Source organism: Chromobacterium sp. CV08, from assembly GCF_051129845.1.
Lineage (GTDB): Bacteria > Pseudomonadota > Gammaproteobacteria > Burkholderiales > Chromobacteriaceae > Chromobacterium.
This window is the reverse complement of sequence record NZ_CP150453.1, coordinates 1,933,400-1,956,774: the sequence shown is the minus strand read 5'-3', so window position 1 is coordinate 1,956,774 and position 23,375 is coordinate 1,933,400. Positions and strand designations below refer to the sequence as shown.

The 23,375-nt window shown below is 67.7% G+C and carries 27 protein-coding genes and 5 tRNA genes; 13 read left to right on the top strand and 19 right to left on the bottom strand.

Features of this window, described 5'->3' with window-relative positions; genetic code table 11:
* Positions 1-3: 3 nt before the first annotated feature.
* Positions 4-768 carry an amino acid ABC transporter substrate-binding protein gene (locus WNM05_RS09500; RefSeq protein WP_434634463.1) on the bottom strand — a complete coding sequence of 255 codons (765 nt, stop codon included), beginning with the start codon at positions 766-768 and terminating at the stop codon, positions 4-6.
* A gap of 305 nt (positions 769-1,073) precedes the next feature.
* Here WNM05_RS09500 and WNM05_RS09495 point away from each other — a divergent pair.
* From WNM05_RS09495 to WNM05_RS09475, 5 genes are all read left to right on the top strand, one after another.
* A tRNA-Ala gene (locus WNM05_RS09495) sits at positions 1,074-1,149 on the top strand.
* 8 nt (positions 1,150-1,157) lie between these two features.
* Positions 1,158-1,233 (top strand) — tRNA-Glu (locus WNM05_RS09490).
* A gap of 11 nt (positions 1,234-1,244) precedes the next feature.
* Positions 1,245-1,320 (top strand) — tRNA-Ala (locus tag WNM05_RS09485).
* Between the two features lie 24 nt (positions 1,321-1,344).
* Positions 1,345-1,420: transfer RNA gene (locus WNM05_RS09480), tRNA-Glu, on the top strand.
* Between the two features lie 7 nt (positions 1,421-1,427).
* A tRNA-Ala gene (locus tag WNM05_RS09475) sits at positions 1,428-1,503 on the top strand.
* Positions 1,504-1,609: 106 nt separating this feature from the next.
* On the opposite strand, the gene flgJ is transcribed toward WNM05_RS09475, so the two are convergent.
* From flgJ to WNM05_RS09385, 18 genes are all read right to left on the bottom strand, one after another.
* Positions 1,610-2,320: a flagellar assembly peptidoglycan hydrolase FlgJ gene (gene flgJ / locus WNM05_RS09470; RefSeq protein WP_434634460.1), complete on the bottom strand. Its 711-nt coding sequence runs from the start codon at positions 2,318-2,320 to the stop codon at positions 1,610-1,612.
* Positions 2,301-2,726, bottom strand: coding sequence for a flagellar export chaperone FlgN (gene flgN / locus WNM05_RS09465; RefSeq protein ID WP_434634457.1), 426 nt, complete (start codon positions 2,724-2,726; stop codon positions 2,301-2,303). Before flgN ends, flgJ begins: the two co-directional genes overlap by 20 nt.
* Positions 2,726-2,977 carry a flagellar biosynthesis anti-sigma factor FlgM gene (gene flgM, locus WNM05_RS09460; RefSeq protein WP_434634455.1) on the bottom strand — a complete coding sequence of 84 codons (252 nt, stop codon included), beginning with the start codon at positions 2,975-2,977 and terminating at the stop codon, positions 2,726-2,728. Before flgM ends, flgN begins: the two co-directional genes overlap by 1 nt.
* Before the next feature lie 184 nt (positions 2,978-3,161).
* Positions 3,162-3,794, bottom strand: coding sequence for a Crp/Fnr family transcriptional regulator (locus tag WNM05_RS09455; protein ID WP_434634453.1), 633 nt, complete (start codon positions 3,792-3,794; stop codon positions 3,162-3,164).
* A 274-nt stretch (positions 3,795-4,068) separates the two neighbouring features.
* Positions 4,069-5,055 (bottom strand): flagellar motor protein MotB, encoded by a 987-nt coding sequence (locus WNM05_RS09450; protein WP_434634451.1) that lies wholly within the window; start codon positions 5,053-5,055, stop codon positions 4,069-4,071.
* A 3-nt stretch (positions 5,056-5,058) separates the two neighbouring features.
* A complete protein-coding gene (gene motA, locus WNM05_RS09445; protein ID WP_434634449.1) occupies positions 5,059-5,922 on the bottom strand; it encodes a flagellar motor stator protein MotA in 864 nt (287 codons plus the stop codon).
* Between the two features lie 15 nt (positions 5,923-5,937).
* A complete protein-coding gene (locus tag WNM05_RS09440) occupies positions 5,938-6,633 on the bottom strand; it encodes a FliA/WhiG family RNA polymerase sigma factor (protein ID WP_434634448.1) in 696 nt (231 codons plus the stop codon).
* Positions 6,634-6,637: 4 nt separating this feature from the next.
* Positions 6,638-7,075 (bottom strand): flagellar basal body-associated FliL family protein, encoded by a 438-nt coding sequence (locus WNM05_RS09435; protein ID WP_434634446.1) that lies wholly within the window; start codon positions 7,073-7,075, stop codon positions 6,638-6,640.
* A 14-nt stretch (positions 7,076-7,089) separates the two neighbouring features.
* On the bottom strand, positions 7,090-8,076 hold the full coding sequence (locus WNM05_RS09430) for a flagellar hook-length control protein FliK (protein ID WP_434634444.1): 987 nt from the start codon (positions 8,074-8,076) through the stop codon (positions 7,090-7,092).
* Positions 8,073-8,360 carry an ABC transporter substrate-binding protein gene (locus tag WNM05_RS09425; protein ID WP_434634442.1) on the bottom strand — a complete coding sequence of 96 codons (288 nt, stop codon included), beginning with the start codon at positions 8,358-8,360 and terminating at the stop codon, positions 8,073-8,075. Before WNM05_RS09425 ends, WNM05_RS09430 begins: the two co-directional genes overlap by 4 nt.
* A complete protein-coding gene (gene fliS / locus WNM05_RS09420) occupies positions 8,347-8,739 on the bottom strand; it encodes a flagellar export chaperone FliS (protein ID WP_434634440.1) in 393 nt (130 codons plus the stop codon). Before fliS ends, WNM05_RS09425 begins: the two co-directional genes overlap by 14 nt.
* Positions 8,740-8,763: 24 nt before the next feature.
* Positions 8,764-10,113 (bottom strand): flagellar filament capping protein FliD, encoded by a 1,350-nt coding sequence (fliD, locus tag WNM05_RS09415; protein WP_434634437.1) that lies wholly within the window; start codon positions 10,111-10,113, stop codon positions 8,764-8,766.
* An 83-nt stretch (positions 10,114-10,196) separates the two neighbouring features.
* Positions 10,197-10,634, bottom strand: a complete 438-nt coding sequence (fliJ, locus tag WNM05_RS09410) for a flagellar export protein FliJ (RefSeq protein ID WP_434634435.1) — start codon at positions 10,632-10,634, stop codon at positions 10,197-10,199.
* Positions 10,631-11,941: a flagellar protein export ATPase FliI gene (fliI, locus tag WNM05_RS09405; protein ID WP_434634432.1), complete on the bottom strand. Its 1,311-nt coding sequence runs from the start codon at positions 11,939-11,941 to the stop codon at positions 10,631-10,633. The genes fliJ and fliI overlap by 4 nt, the downstream gene beginning before the upstream one ends.
* Before the next feature lie 3 nt (positions 11,942-11,944).
* On the bottom strand, positions 11,945-12,616 hold the full coding sequence (gene fliH / locus WNM05_RS09400; RefSeq protein WP_434634431.1) for a flagellar assembly protein FliH: 672 nt from the start codon (positions 12,614-12,616) through the stop codon (positions 11,945-11,947).
* On the bottom strand, positions 12,613-13,671 hold the full coding sequence (locus WNM05_RS09395; RefSeq protein ID WP_424644923.1) for a flagellar motor switch protein FliG: 1,059 nt from the start codon (positions 13,669-13,671) through the stop codon (positions 12,613-12,615). The genes fliH and WNM05_RS09395 overlap by 4 nt, the downstream gene beginning before the upstream one ends.
* Complete coding sequence (gene fliF, locus WNM05_RS09390; protein WP_434634429.1) at positions 13,655-15,334, bottom strand: flagellar basal-body MS-ring/collar protein FliF; 1,680 nt, start codon at positions 15,332-15,334, stop codon at positions 13,655-13,657. The genes WNM05_RS09395 and fliF overlap by 17 nt, the downstream gene beginning before the upstream one ends.
* Positions 15,335-15,345: 11 nt before the next feature.
* Positions 15,346-15,687 carry a flagellar hook-basal body complex protein FliE gene (locus WNM05_RS09385; protein ID WP_434634426.1) on the bottom strand — a complete coding sequence of 114 codons (342 nt, stop codon included), beginning with the start codon at positions 15,685-15,687 and terminating at the stop codon, positions 15,346-15,348.
* A gap of 227 nt (positions 15,688-15,914) precedes the next feature.
* Between WNM05_RS09385 and WNM05_RS09380 the strand changes: the two genes are divergently transcribed.
* From WNM05_RS09380 to WNM05_RS09345, 8 genes are all read left to right on the top strand, one after another.
* On the top strand, positions 15,915-16,745 hold the full coding sequence (locus tag WNM05_RS09380; RefSeq protein ID WP_434634424.1) for a FliM/FliN family flagellar motor switch protein: 831 nt from the start codon (positions 15,915-15,917) through the stop codon (positions 16,743-16,745).
* Between the two features lie 9 nt (positions 16,746-16,754).
* The gene (gene fliN, locus WNM05_RS09375; RefSeq protein ID WP_434634421.1) at positions 16,755-17,099 is read left to right on the top strand and encodes a flagellar motor switch protein FliN; all 345 of its coding nucleotides are present in this window, start codon (positions 16,755-16,757) and stop codon (positions 17,097-17,099) included.
* The gene (fliP, locus tag WNM05_RS09370) at positions 17,099-17,842 is read left to right on the top strand and encodes a flagellar type III secretion system pore protein FliP (protein ID WP_434634419.1); all 744 of its coding nucleotides are present in this window, start codon (positions 17,099-17,101) and stop codon (positions 17,840-17,842) included. Before fliN ends, fliP begins: the two co-directional genes overlap by 1 nt.
* A 13-nt stretch (positions 17,843-17,855) precedes the next feature.
* Positions 17,856-18,128: a flagellar biosynthesis protein FliQ gene (gene fliQ, locus WNM05_RS09365; RefSeq protein ID WP_011136551.1), complete on the top strand. Its 273-nt coding sequence runs from the start codon at positions 17,856-17,858 to the stop codon at positions 18,126-18,128.
* Positions 18,125-18,910, top strand: a complete 786-nt coding sequence (gene fliR, locus WNM05_RS09360; protein WP_434634417.1) for a flagellar biosynthetic protein FliR — start codon at positions 18,125-18,127, stop codon at positions 18,908-18,910. Before fliQ ends, fliR begins: the two co-directional genes overlap by 4 nt.
* A complete protein-coding gene (gene flhB / locus WNM05_RS09355; RefSeq protein WP_434634416.1) occupies positions 18,903-20,042 on the top strand; it encodes a flagellar type III secretion system protein FlhB in 1,140 nt (379 codons plus the stop codon). Before fliR ends, flhB begins: the two co-directional genes overlap by 8 nt.
* On the top strand, positions 20,039-22,129 hold the full coding sequence (locus tag WNM05_RS09350; RefSeq protein ID WP_434634415.1) for a flagellar biosynthesis protein FlhA: 2,091 nt from the start codon (positions 20,039-20,041) through the stop codon (positions 22,127-22,129). The genes flhB and WNM05_RS09350 overlap by 4 nt, the downstream gene beginning before the upstream one ends.
* A gap of 188 nt (positions 22,130-22,317) precedes the next feature.
* Positions 22,318-23,181 carry a helix-turn-helix domain-containing protein gene (locus WNM05_RS09345; RefSeq protein ID WP_434634414.1) on the top strand — a complete coding sequence of 288 codons (864 nt, stop codon included), beginning with the start codon at positions 22,318-22,320 and terminating at the stop codon, positions 23,179-23,181.
* The last annotated feature ends 194 nt before the right edge of the window (positions 23,182-23,375 follow it).

Here is a 23,375-nt window from a genome sequence, read left to right as displayed (position 1 = left end):
AACTCAACGCGACACGTCGGCGCCGAAATACTTATACGAAATCTTCTGGTAGCTGCCGTCGGCCTTGATCGCCGCCAGCGCCTTGTCGATGGCCGCCTTCAATTCCGGGCTGCCCTTGCGCAGCAGCACCGCCGACGCCTCGCCGCTGGCCTCGGTCGCGGCCACCTTCAGCTTGCTGCCCGGCTGCTTCTTCTTGAAATCGAGGAAGGACAGGCTGTCGTTGATCGTGGTTTCGACCCGGCCGGACTCCAGCAGCGCGACCGATTCGTTGAAACCCTGGGTCGGCACGATCTCGGCGCCGTAGCGCTGCGCCAGCTTGCCGAAATTGCTGGTCAGGGTATTGGCCGACTTGCGGCCCTTCAGGTCTTCGAAACGCTTGATGTCGCGGTTGTCGTCGCGGACGATCAGCACCGCCTTGGACACGATGTAGGGCGTGGAGAAGTCGTACTTCTGCCTGCGGGCGTCGGTGACCGCCACCTCGTTGATCACCACGTCGTAGCGCTTGACGTCCAGGCCGGCGATCAGGCCGTCCCACTTGCCCTCGACGAACTGCGGCCTGACGCCGAGCCGCTTGGCGATGGCCTGACCGATCTCGACGTCGAAGCCGGTCAGCTCGCCGGCGGCGTTATGGTAGGTGAACGGCGCATACGTGCCCTCGGTGCCTATCTTCAGCACGCCCGCCTTGCGGATATCGGCCAGATCGTCGGCCTGGGCCGCGACGGCGGCCAGCGACAGTCCCAACAGCAGCACGGCATTCAGTTTCTTCATCGTCGAATCTCCATCGGTATGCGGTGTTCCCCCGGCCCCTGCGGCCGGACATGGCGCTACCTTATCAGCGGCAAGTTAGAACGTTAAGTAATATTATTTTCCGATCTTATTCCATAAATAAATATCAATATCCATACCGGGCCGCCCTGTCGCGCCCGATACCGCATTCGCCAGTCAAAATGGGTAATTTCTACGGTTTTTCAAAATATTTTCACGAAGCGCTTGCACGGCGAAATTGGTCAAGGTATAGTTCGCCTCCTGTCGAGACCCAACGGTCATCGCGAAAGCGAAATCGGCGGATATGTGGGGGTATAGCTCAGCTGGGAGAGCGCTTGCATGGCATGCAAGAGGTCAGCGGTTCGATCCCGCTTACCTCCACCAACAATTTAGTCCCTATCGTCTAGAGGCCTAGGACACTGCCCTTTCACGGCGGCGACCGGGGTTCGAATCCCCGTGGGGACGCCAAGGCTTTATGTGGGGGTATAGCTCAGCTGGGAGAGCGCTTGCATGGCATGCAAGAGGTCAGCGGTTCGATCCCGCTTACCTCCACCACATCACAATTTGATTCAGATTCACGTCCCTATCGTCTAGAGGCCTAGGACACTGCCCTTTCACGGCGGCAACCGGGGTTCGAATCCCCGTGGGGACGCCAGCATACTGGGGGTATAGCTCAGCTGGGAGAGCGCTTGCATGGCATGCAAGAGGTCAGCGGTTCGATCCCGCTTACCTCCACCAGTCAAAAAGCCGAAATCGCAAGATTTCGGCTTTTTCCTTTTTATTTTCCCAAAAACAGCAAAAACAAAAATTGGCGCCATTGGCGCCAATCCATCGTCCGCGCCGCTCAACGGGCGCGCTTGCGGAACTGCTCAGCCAGACCGGCCAACTTGCCGGCATAGCCGGGATCGGTCGCATAGCCGCCGCGCGCCAGGGCGTCGGCAAAGGCCCTGGCGTCCGAACCGACACCCAGCGCCGCGCGATAGCGTGGATTCGACGCCAGCAGATCGGCGTAGTCGTCGAAGGCCGCGCGATAATCCGGATAGGCCCGGAACGACTCCACCCTGCTCTGCCTGCGGCCGCCGACGAATTCCGTCGTCAGCGCCGCCGCCGCCTCGCCGCGCCAGCGCGCGTCCGCCTTGATGCCGAACAGATTATGTCCGTTGCTGCCGTCCGCGCGCGTCAGCGGCTTTCGCCCCCAGCCCGACTCCAACGCCGCGTGCGCCAGCACCAGATCGGGCGTCACGCCGAGACGCGCCGCCGCCGCCTGCGCATGCGGCAGCATCTCGTCGACGAAGGCCCGGGCATCCTGCGGCACGCCGGAAAAATCGGCGCCGCCGGCGCCCAGCTGCTGACGGACCCGCCAGGCCTCGGGCGACAAGGACTGGGCGGAACCCGGCTCGCCGTCGGCGATGAAGCGCTCGACCTCGGCGCGCACGCCGGCGAACTGCTCGGAAAAACCGGCGCCGCCGGACGGCAGATCCAGCGGCAGCGCCACCGCGTCGGCCGACGGGACGGACCCGACCGCCGGCCAGCCCTCACTGCGCTGCGTAAACATCGCTCTCCCCCTCCAGCACGCGCTGCAACAACTGCCTGCGCTCCTGCAACAGCCGGCCGTTGCGCAGATTGCGCTCGCGGCAATCGGCGATCAGGCCGCGCAGGCGCCGCCAATGCGCGTCGCCCTGCTCGCGCAGCGCCTGCGGCAAGGCCTTCAAGACTTCGGCCATCGAACGCTCGGCCGACGCCGGCAGCAAGGCATCGACCACCGCCAGGCGCTCGCGGCGACTGCGCTCCAGCCTGTCGCACAGCGCCGAGATCTCGCCGGCGCAGCGCTCCAGCGCCTCGGCGTCATGCGCCAGCGCCGCGCGGAACTGGGTCTCCAGCCATTCGAGCAGCCGCGGATAGTCGGCCAGGTCGGCGCCTATCGTGGCGAACAAGCAGCGATACGCCTGCCCCGCCTCCATCAGCGTCCGCCGTGATACTGCTCGATCAGCTCGGCCAAGCGGCGCGGGTCGAAACGCACCTCGCCGCGCGCCAGCGCGGCGCGCACCTCGTCCACCCTGGCCTGGTCGATTTCCGGCATCGCCTGCAAGGTGGCTGCCAGTGCCGGCGCGGCCGGCTCGACGGCTCGCGCGATCGGCGCGGCCGCGGCGGACTCGGCCTTGCCGGCCGCCGCCGGCTCGCTGCCGCGGGAAAAAATGGAAGATATCTGCATCTGTCTGCCTGTGGACTATAGCGGTCTGATATCGATACAAGGCGACGCCTGCGCGTCAAACTTAAGACCCGCCGACAAAACCCCCGATCCTCGGTTGCGCCGCTCCGTACCGGCTGCGTCGGCGCGCCCCGGCCCAGGTGCGGCTCCAAACGGAAACGGCGGCCGGAGGCCGCCGCCCACGGCGTCAGAAATTTTCCGGCAGCATCTTCAGTACCACGATGCGGCGGTTTTCCATCCGTATGTAGTGGCCGTAGATCAGCTCCTTCAGTATCCGCGCGACCATCTCGCGCGAGGAGCCGATCTGGTCTGCGATCTCCTGTTGCGTCAACTGCTTGCGCAGGATCAGCACGCCGTCCTGCTCGATCAGCATCTGATTGATCAGGATGCGGACCCTGCCGTAGACGTCCAGCAGCGCCAGATTGCGCGCCAGCGTCGTCATGTGGCGCACCAGCGAGACCAGATAGCACATGATGCTGCCGCGCACCTTGTCGCAGCCGGGCAGACCGTCCTCGCTGTCGAACAATTCGCGCAAGGCCGCGCGAGAGAACGCCAACAGCGCGCTTTCCTCGTCGGCCACCGCGCCGCTGCTGCGCTCGCCGCCGTCGACGAAGGACTCCATGCCCAGCATCGCGCCCGGCATCGCCATCTGCAAAACGTATTTCTTGCCACCCGGATCGGCGACGAAGACCTGCATGCAACCGGCAAGCAGCAGGTAAACCGCGTCCGAATCGCCCCCTTCGGCGTACAAGGCCTCCCCCTTCGCCAGGCGCACGGTCTCGCAACATTCCAGAGCCCGCTCCAGGGTGTCATCTGCCAAATGACCAAACAGCGGCGTCTGCCGCAACATCTGCCTAACTTGTTCTTGATTCATCTCGGTAACACGTCCCCGACTATCCGACACAACCCCCGCGAGACGGGAGATGCCTGAGTCATTATTTATTGTTCGCGATATGAGATTTGGCTCATACAGGCGACATTGTTATCAACGGCGGGGAAATTGTAAATAATTTGGTTAAAATTTGTGTGAAAATCGCACAAAAAAAAGCCTTGCAACGCAAAGGCTTTTGTGATCAAACAATCTTAACAGCAAATCAACGAATACCGATGGTATTTTCCCTCAGTTTTTGCAAGTCATTCGCATTTGGTAGCGCCGACGCAACACCGGCCAGCCCCGTCTTGCCGTCTGCCGCCGAACCATACATCGCCACCACGGCCTGAGCCTGGCCCGACGTCAGGACCAGCAATTCGATGCGCCGGTTCACCGCCGCCAGCGGATGGCCGGCATCCAGCGGCGCGCGGTCCGCCATGCCCACCACCTGCAGCACCGCGTCGCCGGCCAGGCCGCCCTGCATCAGATGCATGCGCGCCGCCATCGCCCGGTTGCTGGACAACGACCAGTTGGACATCGCGTTGAAACTGCCCGCCCTGTGGTATTGCGCGGCGTCGGTGTGGCCGACCAGCAGCAGGCGGTTGTCGATCTCGCCCAGCATCGCGCCCATCTGCTGCAGCAAGCCGCGGAAACGCGTCTCGACAATGGCGCTGCCGCGTTCGAACATGCCCTGCTGGTCGGTGTCGTGCAGCGTGATGCGCAGACCGTACGGCGTGATCACCGTCTGCAGATTGCTGGACAGGCCCGCCTGCTTGCTCATCTCGGCCAACTGGCTGGCCAGCTTGCGCAGATCGGCCTCGCTGTCGTAGCTGCGGCGCGGCAGTTCCGGCTGCTCGCTGGCGCGCTTGTCGCTGTCGCGCACCGCCGACTTGCTGGCCGCCTGGCTGCCGTTCTGGCCCGGAATCGGGTCGCGCGGAATCAGCGTGCCCGGCGGATTGCCCATATGGTCGATCTGCCGGCCGTTGCCCTGCAGCAAGGGGCTGCCGCCGGAGGTCGTCAGCAGCTGCTGCAGATTCTCCTGATCGCGCGCGGCCAGCACCCACAGCACCAGGAACAAGCACATCAGCGCCAGCACGAAGTCGGCGAACGCCACCTTCCAGGCCCCGCCGTGCCCCTCCTCGTCGTGGCGGCGTGACACCCGCTTGATCACCGCGCCGTCGTGGCCGTCCTTGTTCTTGATCGGCGCCATCGCTTACACGCCTTCCAGCGCGTTGATCCAAGACTCCAGCTGCGAGAAGCTGGGCTTGGTGTTCAGTTGCACCAGGCGGCGACCGGCGTCGATCGCCAGCAGCGGCGGCTTGCCGGAAACGTGAGTGGTCAGCACCACCTTGACCGACTCGAAGTTGGACAGCTCTTCCTTGACCTGCTGGCCCATCACGTTGGACAGCGGGTCCAGCACGCCGTAGCAGAAGAAGATGCCGATGAAGGTGCCGACCATGGCGGCGGCGACGTCGGCGGCGATCTCGCCGGCGCCGGCGCCCTGGCCGACGGTGTTCATCGCCATCACGATGCCCAGCACCGCCGCCAGGATGCCGAAGCCCGGCATCGCCTCGGCGATCTTGTGCAGCGATTTGGACGGCTGGTTCAGCTGCTCGTGGATCGCGTCCAGTTCCTGGTCCAGCACGCCCTCCAGCTCATGGGCGTTGATCTTGCCCATCGCCATCAGCCGGAAGTTGTCGACGATGAAGGCCAGGAGCTTGGGACTTTCCAGCACCAGCGGATAGCGGTTGAACAGCGGACTCTGCCGCGGCGCCTCCACGTGCTGGTCCAGCGCCTTCAGGCCGCCGCTGGCGGTGATCAGCAGCTCGTACATCAGCAAGAGCTGCTGGCGCTGGAATTCGGCGCCCTGCTTCTTGCGCACCACCACGCGCTTGATCTGGCCGCCCATCTCCTTCAGCACATGCGGCGGATTGCCGAGCACGATGGCGCCGAGCGCCGCGCCGCAGATGATCAGCAGCTCGGTCGGCTGCCAGATGATGGACAGCACGCCGCCGTGCAGCATGAAGCCGCCGAAGACGCAAACCAGCACGATCACAATGCCAAACAATTGCTGCATGGGTGTTTCCTTGCTTCAGGCCGCCGTCAGGCAGGCCTGCATCTTTTTCAGGGCGCTCTTGTTGATCTGGCAGATTCGGGCCTCGGTCAGGTCCAGCACCGCCGCGATCTCCTTGAGACTCAGTTCGAATTCGTAATACATCTGGATCACTTGCTGCTCGCGCTCGTTCAGCGCGGTCAGCGCGCGCGCCAGCTCGCTCTGCCGCTCCAGGCGCGCCTCCGGCGTGCCGTCGGCGGCCATCTCCATGCCCGAGGCCACCAGTTCGTCGAAGCTGGCCATCGCCTCGGCGTTCTCGGCCAGCAGCGCCTCGCGATAGCCGTCGGCGTCCAGCCCCAGCAAGGACATCGCCTCGGCCTCGCTCGGCTCACGCCTGAGCTTGCGCCTCAGCTCGCGCAAGCCGTCGCGGACGCGGTGCGCCTCCTGCCTCACCGCGCGCGGCCGCCAGTCCAGCCGCCGCAATTCGTCGAGGATGGCGCCGCGGATGCGCAGCATGGCGAAGCCGGCGAAGCGCTCGTCCGGCTCGCCGCCGTAGCGGCGCAGACAGTCCAGCAAGGCCATCAGGCCGATCTGCTCCATGTCCTCGCGATCGAACACGCCGCCGGCCTGGCTGGCCAGCTGGCGCGCCGCGCGCTTGACCAGCGGCGCGTAGGCGGCCAGGTGCCGGCCCTCGTCGGCCGCGCGGGACGGCTGCGCGTAGCTCTCGGCGTACATCGGCCTACTCGATGATCAGCTTGCTGACCATCACCTCGCTGAACGGCCGCTCGCGCGCCTCGCGCGCGAAATTGGCGCGGTAGGCGCGGTCCAGCAGCTGCTGGTAGTCGTCTATGCCCAGCGCGTTGGCGCGCTCGCGCGTCAACTGCGACAACGCGCGCACCGCCACGCTCTTCAGCAGCGGCAGCTGTTCCTTCACCTTGGCCTCGCCCTCCGGACTGCTGCGGAACACCAGGTCGACCGCCATATAGCGCGGATCGCCGCCGGCCTCGCTCCTCAGCATCACGATGATCTTGTCCAGCGTGATGAAACGGTAGTCGACCGGCTTGGGCCGGGCCGGCGCGGCCTGCGCCGATTGTTGGTAATACCACCAGCCGCCGGCGCCGGCGCCGGCCACCATGACGGCCACCAGCGCGGCCGTGATCAGGGTTCTGCTATTCATCTGTCGCTGCCTTCCTAGCCCTGATCCAATTCAAATTCGCCGGCGAGCTGCCCGCCCAGCGCGCGGCCCGGCTGCTGCTGGGCCTGCTGCTCGCGCCCCTGGCGGCCGCCCTGGCCGTGGCCGGTCGGCAGGCCTTCCCTGACGTCCACCGCCACCTGGGTGTACTGGCGGCTGCCCAGATCCTGGCGCAGCGCCTCGCCTATGCCCTGCAACTGGCGCACCACCTCGCCGTGCGAGGCGGTCAACTCCACCGTCAGCGCGCCGGCCTGGTGGCGTATGGCGATTTCCAGCGTGCCGAGCGCCGGCGGGTCCAGCCTCAGCGTCGCGCGATCGATGTTCTGGCCGACCCACTGCGGCAAGCGCTCGCCCAGTGCCGTCTGCAGCTTGCCGCTCCAGCTGTCCGGCTGCGCCGGCGGCAGCGCCAGGCTGAAAGTTTCCGCCGGCCGGGACGGCTGCTCCGCCACCGGCGCGGCCGGCAACGGCGCGGCCTGGGCGGCGGGGGCCGCCTGCTCGCGCGGCGCGGCCAGTTCGGCCAGTTGCGAGGCCAGCGCCTTGGCGGCGAGCGGCGTCGGCGCGGGCGTCGCGGCCAGACCGGCCGGCGCGGCGTCGACGGCGGCGTTCTCGCGCGGCCGGGCCGGGGCCGGCTGCTGCTGCTGCTGCTGCGGCAGCAAGGCCGACAACAGCGGCGACGGCAGCATCGCTGGACTCAGCGCGACAGGATCGGGCCGGCGCGGCGCGTCGCCGTCCTTGTCGCCCTCGTCGCTCTCGCCCGGCGGCGGCGTCCTCGTTGCGGCGGAATCGGCAACAAGCGCCGGCAAGGCGGCCGTCTCCGGCTCGGCGGCCTCAAGCGGTTCCGGCTGGGCCGCCGACTGCATAGCGTCGGCGAAATCCAGGTCCGGCGCGGCGGCGAGGCCGCCGAGCTCGTCCTGAGCCGCGGCGACGGCGTCGCCGCCGGCCTGCGGCGGCGAAGTTGGAATCTGCGGCGGTGCCACTCTGCTCATGCTTGTTCCCATTCGCTGAATTGCGCGTAGGCCAGCTGGCCTTCGCGCTGCCGGCCGAGTCCGGCCAGCCTGTGCTGCAATTCGTCCAGTTCGCCCTGGCTCTGCGCCAGCGCGCTGCGATAGGCGGCGCCCAGCGCCGCCCTGTCCTCCGGCGTCAGATCGCAGTCCGGCGCCGACAGCCGGGCGCGCAGCCGCGCGTCCAGCGCCGCGAGCGTCGCCCAGTCCCGCCGCTCGGCGGCGGCGGCGATCTCGCGGCACCAGCTCGCCGTGTCAGGCCTCGGCATGCTGGTCCCGCACGCCGACCCAGCCGCCCCTGAGCTTGACGATCAGCGACTCGGCCTCGGCCAGCGCTTCGGCGTCCAGCTCGATGCTGGCCTGGTACAGCTTGTGCGCGCAGTAGTCGTACAAGCGGGCCAGATTGGTCACCACGTCGCCGCCGGCCTCGAAGTCCAGCGCGCTGGACAGGCCGTTGAGGATGTTGATGCACTTGCTGATGCTTTCGCCCTTCTGCTCGAAGCGCCCATGCTCGATGTGGCCGCGGGCGCGGGCGATCTCTTCCAGCAGGCCGTCGAACAGCACCAGCACCAGCTCGACCTGGCTGGCCGAGTGGGTCTGCGACTCCAGGTTTACCGCGTGGTAGCTGCGGTAGGCTTCGTAATCCACGATCTAGATCCCGCTTCTCTCGAATCAGTTGAAATTGAACATGCCCATGGTCTGGGTCATCTGGTCCTGCATGCCCTGCAGCTGGGTGAACTGCGCCAGATAGCGCTGGTACAGCTGCTGGTACTGCTGCTGCAACGCGTCCTGGCGGCGGCCCAGGTCCTTCGCGGTGCGGTCTTCGCTGTCCTTGCGCATCTTCAGCATGCCGCTGCTGTAGTTCAGCCACTTGTCCAGGTAGTCGCCGCTCTGCTTCAACGCGCCGTTCTGGCTGACGCCGTTGAAATAGCGGTCCAGCGCGTCCGGCGTGTTCTTCAGCGTGTCGCCGAGCTTCTTGCTGTCCAGCGTCAGCGTCCCGTCGCGGCTGGCGCTGATGCCCAGCTGGCCCAGCGTCACGCCGTCGAACGATTGGCGCAGGATGGCGTTCAGCTGGTTCTTCAGGCCGCGGACGCTGGAATCGTCGGCGAAGGGGCCGGCGGCGTTGCCGCCGGTGCCCGGCTGCGACAGGTCCGAAATCGCCTTGTAGATCTTGTTGTACGCGTCGACGAAGGACTGCACGTTGGCGGTGGTGTCGCTGTCGCTGCGGGCCACCGTCAATTGCAGCGGCGCGTCGCCGTCCTTCATCGCCTTGTTGATGGTGACGCTGACGCCGTCGATATTGCTCAGCGTGTTCGACGCCTGCTGCATGCGCACGCCGCTGCCCTTGCCGCCCAGCCACACCACGGCGTCCTGCGCCTGGGTCAGCTCCTTCGACGTCGACAGGCCGCTCTTCAGGCCGGCGTCGGACACCTGGCTCAGATCCAGCGAGATCGCGCCGGACTGGCCGGTCTTGCCGGACGACAGCACCAGCTGGCTCACGCCGTTGTTGTTCAGCACGATGGCGCTGACCTTGCCGGCGTTGCCGCTGGCGCGATTGATCGCCAGCGCCAGCTCGCTGACGGACAGCTTGCCGTCGCCGTCGCGGTCCGCGCCGGCCATCGGCACGTCGAAGCTGTCGCCGCCGGCGAGCTTGACGGTGAATTTGTCGCCGGCCTGCGCGGTGGCGGCGGACAGATCGCCCATCGCCAGCTGCTGCGCGGTGGCCAGCTGCTCGACGAACAGGCTGTAGCTGCCCGGCTGGGCGTTGCCCTTGGCGCTGACGGTGGCCACGCCGTCCGGGCTGGCGCTGGCGTTCATCGCCACCAGGCTTTTCTTGCCGGTCAGCGTCGTCAGGCTGCCGCGATAGTCCTGCAGCGCCTTCTGCAGCTGGCCCAGCGCGTCGCTGCGGGCCTTGGAGGCCTTGGTCTGGGTGTCCAGCGCGCTCTGCATCTTGCCCAGGCTGTTCTTGGCCAGGTTGTCCGCCCAGGTGCTGGGCGGCATCGCGTTGAAATCTATCGCCATCGCTATCCCTTTCGTCCGCTATTCAATGGTCTGCACCGTTACAGGGCGACCGCCGCGCGCGCGGACTGAAACGCCGTGAATATTCACCATCTCCCGCCACCCCTGAGCCAGACCTGGCCGGCGGCCTCGTCGCTGCCTTTCTGCTCGCCGCGCGCCTGCAGCAGCCGCCACTGCGCGGCCGCCTCGTCGCGCAGCAGCTTGACCTGCTCCTCGCGCCGCTGCGCGGCCTGCAACCGCTGCCGGCTGACTTCGGCGTCGGCCTCGGCCAGCCGCAAATCCTGCTGCTGCGACTGCCTGAGTCCGGCCAGATGGCTCTTGTAGCCGGCGCAATTGAGCGCCAGCGCCGGATGCCCGGCGGCGGCGCTGGCCCCGCTGGCGGCGCTGAGCTGGTCCAGCCGCTCGATATTGCGGCGATAACGGTCCTGCAGGCGGCGCTTGGCGGCCAGTTCGGCTTCCAGCTTCTCGCCGTCGCGCCGGCGCAGGCCGAGCAGCAGGTCCAGTTGTCTCAGCGGCTGGTTCATGAGGCGGCGAGCTCCTGCAGCCGCCGCAGGCTGTCGGCGTAAGGCGCGGCCTCGTCGGCCGCCTGGCACAGCAGCGCCTCGATCTGCGGCCGCAGCCGCAGCGCGCGGTCGGTGGCGGCGTCGGCGCCGGGCACATAGGCGCCCAGCGGCAACAGGCCGCGCACTTCCTGATAACGGCTCCAGGCGCCGCGCACGTCGCGCGCGGCCGCCCCGTGGCCGGCGTCGGCCAGCTGGCCCATGCAGCGGCTGACCGAGCGCGAGATGTCTATCGCCGGATAGTGGCCGCGCTCGGCCAGTTCGCGGCTCAATACGATGTGGCCGTCCAGGATGGCGCGCGCGGTGTCCGCCACCGGGTCCTGCTGATCGTCGCCCTCGGCCAGCACCGTGTAGATGGCGCTCATGCTGCCCGCGCCCTCGCCGTTGCCGGCGCTTTCGGCCAGGCTGGGCAGCAGGCCGAACACCGACGGCGGATAACCGCGCGTCGCCGGCGGCTCGCCCAGCGCCAGCGCCACCTCGCGCTGCGCCATCGCGTAGCGGGTCAGCGAATCGACCAGCAGCAGCACATTGCGGCCGCGGTCGCGGTAGTGGGCGGCCAGCGTGTGGCACAGCTCGGTGGCCTTCAGCCGCATCAGCGGGGACTCGTCGGCCGGCGCGACGACCAGCACCGCCTTGGCCAGGCCCTGCGGCCCAAGCGCGTGCTCGACGAATTCGCGCACTTCGCGGCCGCGCTCGCCTATCAGTCCGACGACGACGACGTCGGCCTCGGTATGGCGGGTGATCATGCCGAGCAGCACGCTCTTGCCGACGCCGGAACCGGCGAACAGGCCGACGCGCTGGCCCCGGCCCATCGTCAGCAGGCCGTTGATCGCGCGCACGCCGACGTCCAGCGGCGCGTCGACCGGTTTTTTCCGCAATGGATTGATCTGCGGCGGATGGGCCGGCAGCGGCGTGTCGCCGGACAGCCTGCCCTTGTCGTCCAGCGGTTCGCCGAGGCCGTTGACGATGCGGCCGAGCCAGCCGTGGCCGACCATCAGGCCGCCGTTTTCGGGCGCCGGCAGCACGCGCGCGCCGGTGGACAGGCCGACCGGCTTCTTGAACGGCATCAGGAAGGACACCTCGCGGCGGAAGCCGACCACCTGCGCCTGCAGCCAACCGCCGTTGCCGGTCTCGACCAGGCAACGCTGGCCGGTCTGCAGCGGGCAGCCCACGCTCTCCAGCAGCAGGCCGCTGACGCCGACCAGCTTGCCGCTGACGGTGGCGACCGGCGCGTCCGGCACCGAGAGCTGGCTGAGGGCCTGGCGCAGCATGGCCTAGCCTTCCTCGGCCCGCAGCTGTTCGCGCAGGCTGTCGACGCAGTGCTGCAGCCGCTGCTGGCAGCCGGCGTCGGCCTCGAACTCGGCGCCGCGCACCCGGCATTCGCCCGGCGCCAGCGCCGGATCGGCCTCCAGCCTCCATTCTGCGGCGCGCTCCGGCGCCAGCTCGCGTATGCGCTGGCATTCCTCGGGATTCAGCAGCACCGTCACCTCGCCGCGGGCATGCGCGCCCTGCGGCAGCGCCGCCAGCGTTTCTTCCACCAAGTCGAGTATCTGCACCGGCTTCAGCGCCAGCTCGCAGCGGATCACCTGGCGCGCCACCTTGGCCACCAGCTCCACCACTTCGTCGCGCTGCGCCGCCTGGTAGTCGCGGCACAGCCTGTTCAGTTGGTCGATGGCGGCCTCTAGCGGCGCGCCCAGCGAGGCCAGTCCGGCCAGCGTCTCGGCGCGCGCGGCGGCGGCGCCCTCGGCGCGGCCCTGCTCCAGGCCGGCCTGGTAGCCGGCGTCGCGGCCGGCGGCCTCGCCGCTGTCATAGCCTTCGCGATAGCCGGCGTCCATGCCCTGGCGGAAGCCGTCGGCGGCCGAGGCCTGCACTTCGGCGGCGGCCTCGGGCGCCAGCGGCGCGCCGTCTATCAGCGGCGGAAAACGGAAGGGGCGCCAGGATTTCACTCGACCACTTCCTCGGGGAACAGCTGCAGGTCTATCTCGCCGGCGGCGGCCAGCTGGCGCACCTGGGCCATGATGTCGCGACGCGCCTCCTCGACGCGGCTCTTGGGCACCGGGCCGGAGCGGCGCATCGTCGCTTCGAAGCTCTGCGCCTGGCGGCGCGGCATCGTCTGGACGATGGCGTCGCGCACGGCCGGCTCGGCGCCTTTCAGCGCGATCGCCCACTGCTCCAGCGGAATGTCCTCGCAGATGCGCATCAGCACCGCCTCGGTCTGGCGCGACAGGATGAAGAAGTCGTACATCCTGACCTCGATCTCGTCGACGATGTCCGGATCGTGCGCGCGCAGCAGCTCCATCATCCGGCCGCGGTCGCCCGGCAGCCGGTTGATGATGTCGGCGGTCTGCTGCATGCCCTCGACCGCGGTGCTCTGCGTGTGCAGGCTTTCCAGACAGCGGTCGACCAGTTCCTCCAGCTCGTGCAGCAGTTCGCGGTCGACGTCGGTCAGCCGCGCCACATTGACCAGCACGCTGTCGCGGCTGGCGGCCGGCAGCGCCTCCACCACCTGGCCGGCCAGCGCCGGCGGCAGAAAGGCCAGGAAGACCGCCTGCATCCGCACGTGCTCGGCGGCGATGCGCTCGGCCAGCCATTGCGGCGACACCCATTGCAGCCTGGCCATCTTCGGCCGGATCGCGTCGCCGTAGATGGTGTCCAGCACGCTGCCGGCGATGTCGCCGCCCAGCGCCAGCTCCAGCGAGCGCTTCAAGAAGCTGCGGCTGGCGCCGTGGACGCCGCTCTGCTCGCGGTATTCGTCGAAGAAGCGCTGCATCGTCGCCTTCACCGCGTCCACCTTGATGCCGCTCATGCCGGACATCGCCTGCGTCACCTGCAGCAGCTCCTCGCGGCTGAGGCAGCGCAACACGGCCGCGGCCGGCTCCTCGCCCATGCACAGCAGCAATACGGCCGCCTGCTCGATCGCGCTCATCTGGCCGTTGCCGGCCGGCGGCGCCGGGGGCGCGTAGGCCGGGGACTCCGGCGCCGGATTATTGTTTGCGTCCATTGTTCTGCACCCATTGCTTGACCACTTCGGCCACCCGCTCCGGCTCCTTGGCCGCCAGCGCCTTCAGGTGGTCCACCAGCACGTCGACCGGGGAGCCGGCCGGCGGCAGATCGTAATTTTCCAGCAGCGGCACCACCGGGCTGTCGGTCGCGGCGGCCGCCGACGCCAACGCCGCCTGGCGCTGGCCGGCGGCCTCGCGCGGCGGGCGTTTGTCCAGCAGCGGATCGTCCGGCGTCACGTCTAGCTCGTCCGGCGCGTAGTCCTTCAGCTTGCGCTCGGCCAGTTGGCGGGCGATCTTCAGCAGCGGCCGCGCCAGCAGCAGATAGGCCAGCAGCAGCGCCAGCGCGTAGCCTGCCCAGCGCGCGCCCTCGTACCAGGTTTCCGGCTGCTGCCAGAACGGCTCCTGCTGCGCCGCGGCGGCAAACGGCAGCGTCGACACCGCCAGCACGTCGCCGCGCGCGGCGTTGATGCCGAGGCCGTTGCGCAGCAGCTTGTCGATATTGGCCAGCTCGGCCGGCTGCCAGCCCTTGCGGCTCGGCGCCGCGGCCTGATTCAGCGCCACCGCGACGCTGAGGCGGCGCAGCGTGCCGCGCGCGCGCTTGATATTGGTGATGTTGCGGTCGTAGGCGTACTGGCGGGTGACGGCGTTCTTGCTGTTGCCGGCCTTCTCGCCGGCGCCGCCGGACGCGTCGGTGTTGACCGGACGGTTGCTCAGCGAACCCGGCACGCCCAGCGCCATCTTTTCGGTGCTGGTTTCCTCGCGCGAGGCCTCGTTGGTGACCTTGGGCGCCTCGCCGTACTTCTCGCGCGTCTCCTCGACCCGGTCGTTGTCGACGTCGGCGGTGACGCTGACCTTGTAGTTGTCGGCGCCCAGCGCCGGCGTCAGCAGGTCGCGGACGTTCTGCAACGCCTCCTGGCGGAAGCGCTTCGCCGCCTCGCTGTCGTTGCCGGCGACGCCGCCGTCGGACAGATCGACGTGGGCGGACAGCAGATTGCCGGCCTGGTCGACCAGGGTCACCTGCGACGGCTCCAGCGTGGACACGCTGCCGGCCACCAGCTTGACGACGGCGGCGATCTGCTCGTTCGACAGCTGCTGCCCCGGCTTCAAGCTCACCACCACCGAGGCCGAGCCCTTCTCGTTGCCGGCGGTGACGAAGGAGGTGCTGCGCGGCAGCGACAGATGGACGCGCGCCGAACGCACCGGGTCCAGCGCCTGTATGCTCTGCGTCAGCTCGCCCTCCAGGCCGCGGCGGAAACGCACGTCCTGGACGAACTGACTGACGCCGAGCGGATCGTTCTTGTCCAGCAGTTCCAGCCCTGCCGGCAGTTGCGCGACGACGCCCTTGGCCGCCAGCTGCATGCGGGCGCGGGCCAGATCGGCGTCCGGCACCAGCACCTGGCCGGTCTGCGGATGGATGCGGTAGGGAATCTTGTCGGCGTCCAGCGCCGCCATCATGTCGGCGCCGTTGACCTTCTCCTGCGCGCCGAACACCGGCTTGTAGCTGGCGTCGTCGCGCCACAGCCACAGCGTCGCCACCACGCTGAGGCCGACGGCCAACAACACGATGGGCAGCAGATAGCGCCAGGCGGCGGCCGGCGGCAACGCGCGGCCGGCCATTCTTTGTTGAACCGCGGCCAGGCCGCTGCGCAATTGTTTGACCACGTCCGCTCCCGTTACAGCTGCATCTTGATCAGGTCGTCGACGGCGCCGACGACCTTGTTACGCACCTGCATCAGCATCGAGAACGACAGGCCGGCCTCCTGGCTCATCAGCATCGCGCCGACCAGGTCGTCGCTCTGGCCGCTGTCGACCTCGGTCATCTTTTCCGAGGCCAGGCGGTTCTGCTGGTCGACATCCTTCACCGCCGACACCATGGCCTGGCTGAAGCTATGGCCGGCCGGCACCTCGTCGCCGGCCGGGCGCGGCAGCGCGGCGGCGCCCTGGCCGATCGCGCCCATATCGGAGAGCAGCTGCTTGCGGTCGGCATGAATCATCAAGCCCAGATTGGTGGCCATCACACATCCTTAATCAACGGTATCGAAACGCTGCGGGCGCGCAGGCGTCGCCTTATTTAGGCAGGCTGGCGGATTTTAAACTTAATGGTTTATCAATCAGCCGGTACTTTTCACAATGTAAACCGTGAATTTTCCCCCTTTACCGTTGGCGGACAGCCAGTAAGATGCACACTCCCAGCAATCGCCGGAGGCTGCCGCGCAGCCGCCGCCCGTAAACGAATACCGCCATGCCCAAAGCCAAAATCGTTGCGCCCGAGGAAGGCGCCCGCCTGCAGGCCTTGGATCTGCGCACCCTGGGCCGTCCGATACACTTGCTGCCGCTGTTCGACCGCGCCCTGCAGCAGGAACTGGGCGACTTCCTCGACCGCGAGCTGAACCGCCGCTACCGCGCCTCCTTCCACATCGCCGCGCTGCGCCAGCTGCCCCCGCCCGCCGACGAGCGGCGCTGGCGCTGGCATGCGCTCGGCGACTGGCGGCTGGGCAGCCATTTCGACCGCAGCCTGCTGCTGGGCATACTCGACTACCGCTTCGGCGCCGCCGTCCAGTCGGACGAGACGCCGGACGAAACCGAAACCGAACGCCGGCTGGGCCGCAACCTGGCCGAGCGGCTGCTGCCGCGGCTGGCGAACGCGATCCGCCGGCTCGGCGCCGCCGCGCCCGAGGCCGCGCCGCGCGAGCTGCCGTTCGCGCCGCAGCCGGCCTGGCAGCTGGAGCTGGACCTGAGCGACGGCGACAAGGCGCTGGGCACGCTGAGGCTGCGGCTGGACGCCGTCGCCTTCGAGGCGCTGCTGCAAAGCCTTTCCGGCCAGCGGCCCCGCCTGCCCGGCGCGGTCGAGCACACCCGCTTCAGCGAGCAACTGAGGCTGAGGCTGAACGCCCGCCTGCTGGAGCAGGAACTGCCGCTCGGCGCCATCCTCGACCTCAAACCCGGCAGCGTGCTGCCCATCAAGCTGCCGCCGCGCGCGCTGGCCTGCGTGTCCGGCTCGCCGCTGTTCGGCGCCCAGGTCGCGGAACGCCAGGGCAAGCTGTGTCTCAGCGGCTTCGCCGACATCGAATAAGGAACCCGGATGGAACTGAATCAAGACTTCGACCTGGACGGCATCCTGGACGGCCTGGACGCCGCATCGGACACGACTGCGGCGCCGGCGCCGGTCCCGCGCGACATGACGCCCTTCCTGCGCAAGATCCCCGTCAAACTGACGCTGGAGGTCGGCAGCGCCGACATCAGCCTGGCCGACCTGTGCCAGATCGGCGCCGGCTCGGTCGTCGAACTGGACAAGATCGCCGGCGAGCCGCTGGACATCAAGGTCAACGGCACCGTGATCGGCCGCGCCGAGGTGGTGGTGTCCGGCGACAACTACGGCCTGCGCGTGCTGGAGCTGAACGACCTGCAGCTGGACAGCCTGGCCTGATGCGGCGCGTCGCTACGCTGCCGCTGATCGCGGCCGCCCTGCTCGCGGCCGCGCCCGCCTGGGCCGAGCCGCTGAAGCTGCTGTCGGCCAATGCCGGCGGCGCCTCCGTCGACTTCACGATCAAGACCCAGATCCTGATCCTGATGACGGCGCTGGGCCTGCTGCCGGTGCTGGTGCTGATGATGACCAGCTTCACCCGCTTCGTCATCGTGCTGTCGCTGCTCAGGCAGGCGCTGGGCCTGCAGCAGGGCCTGCCCAACCGGCTGATCACCGGCGTCGCGCTGATCCTGACGCTGCTGGTGATGCGCCCGGTCGGGCTGCAGGTGTGGAACGAGGCGCTGGCGCCGTTCGACCAGGACAAGATCACGATGCAGCAGGCGCTGGAAATCGCCGCGAAGCCGATCAGCCGCTTCATGCTGGCCCAGACCGGCAAGACCGCGCTGGCGCAGGTGGCCAAGCTGTCCGGCGAGGAGAACGTCGCCCGGCCGGAAGACCACGCCTTCACCGTCAAGCTGGCGGCCTTCGTGCTGTCCGAATTGAAAACCGCCTTCCAGATCGGCTGCATGCTGTTCATCCCCTTCCTGGTGATAGACCTGGTGGTGTCCAGCGTGCTGATGGCGATGGGCATGATGATGCTGTCGCCGCTGGTGATCTCGCTGCCGCTGAAACTGCTGCTGTTCGTGCTGGTGGACGGCTGGTCGCTGACCGTCAACACGCTGGTCACGTCGATTCAGGCCTATTAGGAGGGATGAAGCCGTGCTGACGCCCGATATCGCCGTCGACATCGTCAACGACAGCCTGCGCGTGGTGGTGACGCTGGTGGTGCTGCTGGTGCTGCCCAGCCTGATCGTCGGCGTCGTCGTCAGCCTGATCCAGGCCGCGACCCAGATCAACGAGCAGACGCTGTCCTTCCTGCCCAGGCTCTTGATCGTGCTGTTGACGATAGCGCTGGCCGGCCACTGGATCACCGGCTACCTGATGGACTTCTGCGTCGCGATGTTCCAGCGCGCCGCCAGCCAGGTCGGATGACGATGCAGGGCCTGTACGCCCAGTTGCTGGAGTTGATTCCGGCGGTCTGGTGGCCGTTCTGCCGCCTGATGGCCGCCTTCGTCGTCGCCCCCTTCATCGGCGACGCCGTGGTGCCGATGCGCGCCCGCATCGGCCTGGCGCTGCTGTTGGCCGTCGCCTGCCTGCCGGCGATGCCGGCCCACTCCCCCATCGATCCGTTCACCATCGCCGGCGTTGCCGCCAGCGTCGAACAGGCTGTCATCGGCCTCTTGTTCGGACTCGCCTTCCAGCTGACGATGTCGGTGCTGGCGCTGCTCGGCTTCCTGCTGTCGTCGCAGATGGGCCTGTCGATGGCGGTGATGAACGATCCGGGCAACGGCAACAGCTCCGACGTGGTGTCCGGCCTGCTCTACCTGCTGGCGGCGCTGCTGTTCTTCGCGCTGGACGGCCACCTGGTGCTGGTTCAGGTGGTGTACGCCAGCTTCCGCGCCTGGCCGCTGGGCGGCGGCATTCCGCAGGCCTCGCTGCCGGCGCTGGCCGCCAGCGTCGGCTGGGTGATGTCGGCGGCGATGGTGCTGGCGCTGCCGGCGGTGTTCGCCACCTTCGTCGTCCAGGCCGGTTTCGGCATGATCAACCGCGTGGCGCCGGCGCTGAACCTGTTTTCCTTGGGCTTCCCGGTGGTGACGCTGTTCGGCCTCGGCACGCTGAGCCTGCTGATGCAGGTGCTGCCGCCGCAATACCTGAGCCTGAGCGGGCAGACGCTGCGCCTGCTCGACACGCTGCTGGCGGCCGGCCATGGCTGAGACGCGCCAGGGCGACAAGACCGAAAAGGCCACGCCTCAGCGGCTGCGCAAGGCGCGCGAGCAGGGCCAGGTGCCCCGCTCCAAGGACCTGGCCGCGGCGCTGGGCCTGGTCCTGGCCTTGAAGCTGATGTTCTGGCTGGCGCCGGACTGGCTGGATGATTTCCGTCGGCTGTTCGCGCTGGCCTTCGCCTCGCTGGCCGGCGAAGGCGCGCTGGAGAACAGCTGGTCCAAGCTGTTCGCCGGCACGCTGCTGCTGACGCTGAAGATGCTGGCGCCGCTGGCCTTGATCCCGCTGACCATGCTGCTGATCAGCCTGTTTCCCGGCGGCTGGATCTTCGTGCTGTCCCAGATCAGCCCGAAGTTCGAGCGGATGAACCCGCTGGCCCACCTGTCGCGGCTGGCCTCGCCCAAGCACGCCAGCGAAATCGGCAAGTCTATCGCCAAGGCGCTGCTGCTGGGCTGGCTGCTGTACCGCATCGCCTCCTCCGCGCTCGGCGATTTCTTCGCCCTCGCCGGCATGCCGCTGCTGCCGACGCTGGCCGGGGCCGCCGACCTCTTGCTGTCCTGCCTGCTGAAGCTCGCCGCCGTCTTCCTGCTGTTCGCGCTGGCCGACCTGCCGCTGCAGGTCTTCCTGTTCCTGAAGCAGCAGCGCATGAGCAAGCAGGAGATCAAGGAGGAATACAAGAACACCGAGGGCCGCCCCGAAGTGCGCCAGCGCATACGCCAGCTGCAGCGCCAGCTGGCCCAGCGCGGCGTGCGCAAGGCGCTGCCCGGCGCCGACGTGGTCCTGGTCAATCCCAGCCACTACGCGGTGGCGCTGAAATACGACGAGGACCGCGCCGAGGCGCCGTTCATCGTCGCCAAGGGCGTCGACGAGATGGCGCTGTACATCCGCCAGCTGGCCGACGAAATGAAGCTGACGGTGCTGCCGCTGCCGCCATTGGCGCGCGCCGTCTACCACACGACCCAGGTCAACCAGCAGATCCCCGCGCCGCTGTACCGCGCGGTGGCGCAGGTGCTGACCTATGTTTTGCAACTGAAGGCGTTCCAGGCGGGTAGCCGCCGCAACAATCCGGTGCTGCCGGAGTTGTCGGTCCCGCGCGAATTGTCCGACCCCGAGCCCGCATCATGAACTCGCTGACCAAACTGCTTGCCGACATCGGCCGCCACAAGCTGGCCGCCCCGCTGTTCCTCCTCGCCATCCTGGCGATGGTGATGCTGCCCCTGCCGCCTCTGGCGTTGGACATGCTGTTCACCTTCAACATCGTGCTGGCCATCATCGTGATCCTGGTCAGCGTGTCGGCGCGGCGGCCGCTGGACTTCTCGGTCTTCCCCACCATCATCCTGGCCACGACGCTGCTCAGGCTGTCGCTGAACGTGGCGTCCACCCGGGTGGTGCTGCTGCACGGCCACCAGGGGACGCATGCCGCCGGCCGGGTGATCGAGGCCTTCGGCAATGTGGTGATAGGCGGCAACTTCGTCGTCGGCATGGTGGTCTTCGTCATCCTGATGATCATCAACTTCATGGTGGTGACCAAGGGCGCCGAACGGATCTCCGAAGTGTCGGCCCGCTTCACGCTGGACGCGCTGCCGGGCAAGCAGATGGCGATAGACGCCGACCTGAACGCCGGCCTGATCAATCAGGAGCAGGCACAGCAGCGCCGCCGCGACATCGCCACCGAGGCCGATTTCTACGGCGCGATGGACGGCGCGTCCAAATTCGTCCGCGGCGACGCCATCGCCGGCATCCTGATCCTGATCATCAACCTGTTCGGCGGCGTCGCCATCGGCGCGCTGATGCACGATCTGTCGATGGGCGACGCCTTCCGCCAGTACGCGCTGCTGACGATAGGCGACGGTCTGGTCGCGCAGATTCCGGCGCTGCTCCTGTCGTCGGCCGCCGCCATCATCGTCACCCGCATCAATGACGAGGCCGACATGCCCAAGCAGGTCGGCAGCCAGATGCTGGCGTCGCCGACGGTGCTGATGAGCGCCGCCGGCATGATGCTGGTGCTGGCCGTCATCCCCGGCATGCCGTGGCCGACCTTCCTCGGCTTCGCCGCGCTCCTGGGCTATGTCGCCTGGCGCATGCACGCGCGCCGGCCGCCCGCCTCCGCCGCCCCCAGCCAGGCGGCGGTCAAATCGGCCTTGCAAGGCGAGGCCGAGATCGAACTGGAATGGAGCACGCTGCCGTACGCCGACACGTTGGGCATCGCGCTCGGCTACCGGCTGGTGGCGCTGCTGGACGCCGGCCAGGGCGCGCCGCTGACGAAAAGGGTCAAGGGCGTGCGCCAGAGCCTGTCCGAGCAGATGGGCCTCTTGCTGCCGACGGTCAATCTGCGCGACGACCTCAGGCTCAGGCCGTCGCAATACGCGATACAGCTGTCGGGCGGCACCGTCGCCGAGGCCGAGGTCTACGCCGACCGGCTGATGGCGATTCCTTCGCCGGACGTCTACGGCGACATCGACGGCGTCCCCGGCATCGACCCGGCCTACGGCATGCCGGTGACCTGGATAGCCCAGGCCGACAAGGGCAAGGCGCTGGGCCTGGGCTACCAGGTGGTGGACTGCGCCAGCGTGATGGCCACCCATTTGAACAAGGTGATGCGCGAGCACCTGGCCGAGCTGTTCCGCCACGACGACGTGACGGCGCTGTCCGAACGGCTGGCGGCGCTGGCGCCCAAGCTGGCGGCGGCGCTGAACCAGGCGCTGACGCCGGTGCAGCAGCTGCGCGCCTTCCGCCAGCTGCTGCAGGACAATGTGTCGCTGAAGGACATCGTGCCTATCGCCACCGCGCTCTTGGAGGCCAGCGACAGCACCAAGGATCCCATCATGCTGGCCGCCGAGGTGCGCTGCGCGCTGCGGCGGCAGATCGTGCAGTCCATCGCCGGCCCGCGCGACGAGATCCGCGCCTTCAATCTGTCGGCCGAACTGGAGAACCTGCTGCTCGGCGCGCTGTCGCAGGCGCAGCAGACCGGCAAGCCGCAGCTGGACAGCTTCCCGGTCGATCCCAATGTGCTGCAGCAGCTGCAGACCGGCATGCCGGCGGTGCGCGACCAGATGAAGCAGCTGGGACAGCCGCCGGTGCTGCTGGTGATGCCGCAGATCCGACCGCTCTTGGCGCGCTACGGCAGGCTGTTCGCGCCCGGCCTCAACGTGCTGTCGTACAACGAGGTGCCGGAGAATCGCCAGGTCAGCCTGACCGGCACGCTGGGCTGACGAAGGCGCGTTTCGGACTGGTATGGTCAGTTCTTGCAATTACTATTGTAATTTTTCGCATGTTGTGAAAATGCAAATGCATGTTTCGCAAATTAGGGAAATTTGCCATTTTGCGCGGATTGACCCGCCATGCCGGCCGCATGGGTGTTAGCATCACGAATATGAATTTCCTGTGACGGTATATGCCCATGTCGACACCCAAGTCCGCCAACCAGATCATTTGCGACAATATCCGCAGCCAGCTGGAGCAGTTCCGCTGGCCCGAGGCCCAGCAGGCCGGCCTGATAGAACAGATCCTCGGCCTCAGCACCTCGCAGGCCTACCGCAAGCTGAACGGCAGCAGCCCGTGGCAGCTGGCCCAGGTGGAGAGACTAGCCCACTACCTGAACATCCCGACATCGAATCTGCTGATAGACCCGGCCCAGCAGGACAGCCAGATCCCGGCCGGCAACGAGCTGACGCCGGCCATCCTGCACCTGAACAGCCACAGCGGCGAGGCGCATTGCTGGATACAGTTGGGCGAGCAACTGGCCGACGACTCCTGCTCGCCGCTGCTGCTGGCCAAGCGCCTGCACGACTGTTGGCACGTCTTCCCCGGCACCCAGTTCGACGGCGAGGACGGCTACGAGGTCACCTACCTGACGATACGCCCGCCGACCCGCGCCAATACCAAGCGGCTGCTGGTCGCGGTGCTCGACGACAAGGACTCCGACCTGCTGTCGGCCATCCTGGTGCAGCAGGGCCTGTTCGCCCTGCCGTACAGCCATCCGCAGACGCTGCTGCAGGCGCTGCCGCACGAGGACTTCGACGCCTTCGTGCTCGACTGGGTGCTCGGCGAGCCGACCAGCTGCATGGACGTGATCGAGACGATACGCCGCCAGTCGGCGACCGTGCCCATCGTCGTGCTGACCGGCTACGCGCTGGAGCACGAGAGCGAGCTGTCCAAGGCGCTGCAGATGCCCGGCGTCTACTACATCGGCAAGCCGACGCCCGGCTCCATCCTGGCGCTGCAGATCAAGAACATGGTCACCAACGCGCTGGAACACGCCTGAGACGGCGGACAACGCCCATAAATTTGAAGCGGCCTCTCCATTTCCGCCGCCGACGATGAAAAACGCCACTCTCGCCCGTCGAGAATGGCGTTTTCATTAAGAGCCGCCAACAAAACCGCGCAGCGTACCTGAGCCAAGGCGCGCCGACGCAGGCAGTACAAGTAGTACGACAAGGAGGCGCAACGCAGGATCAG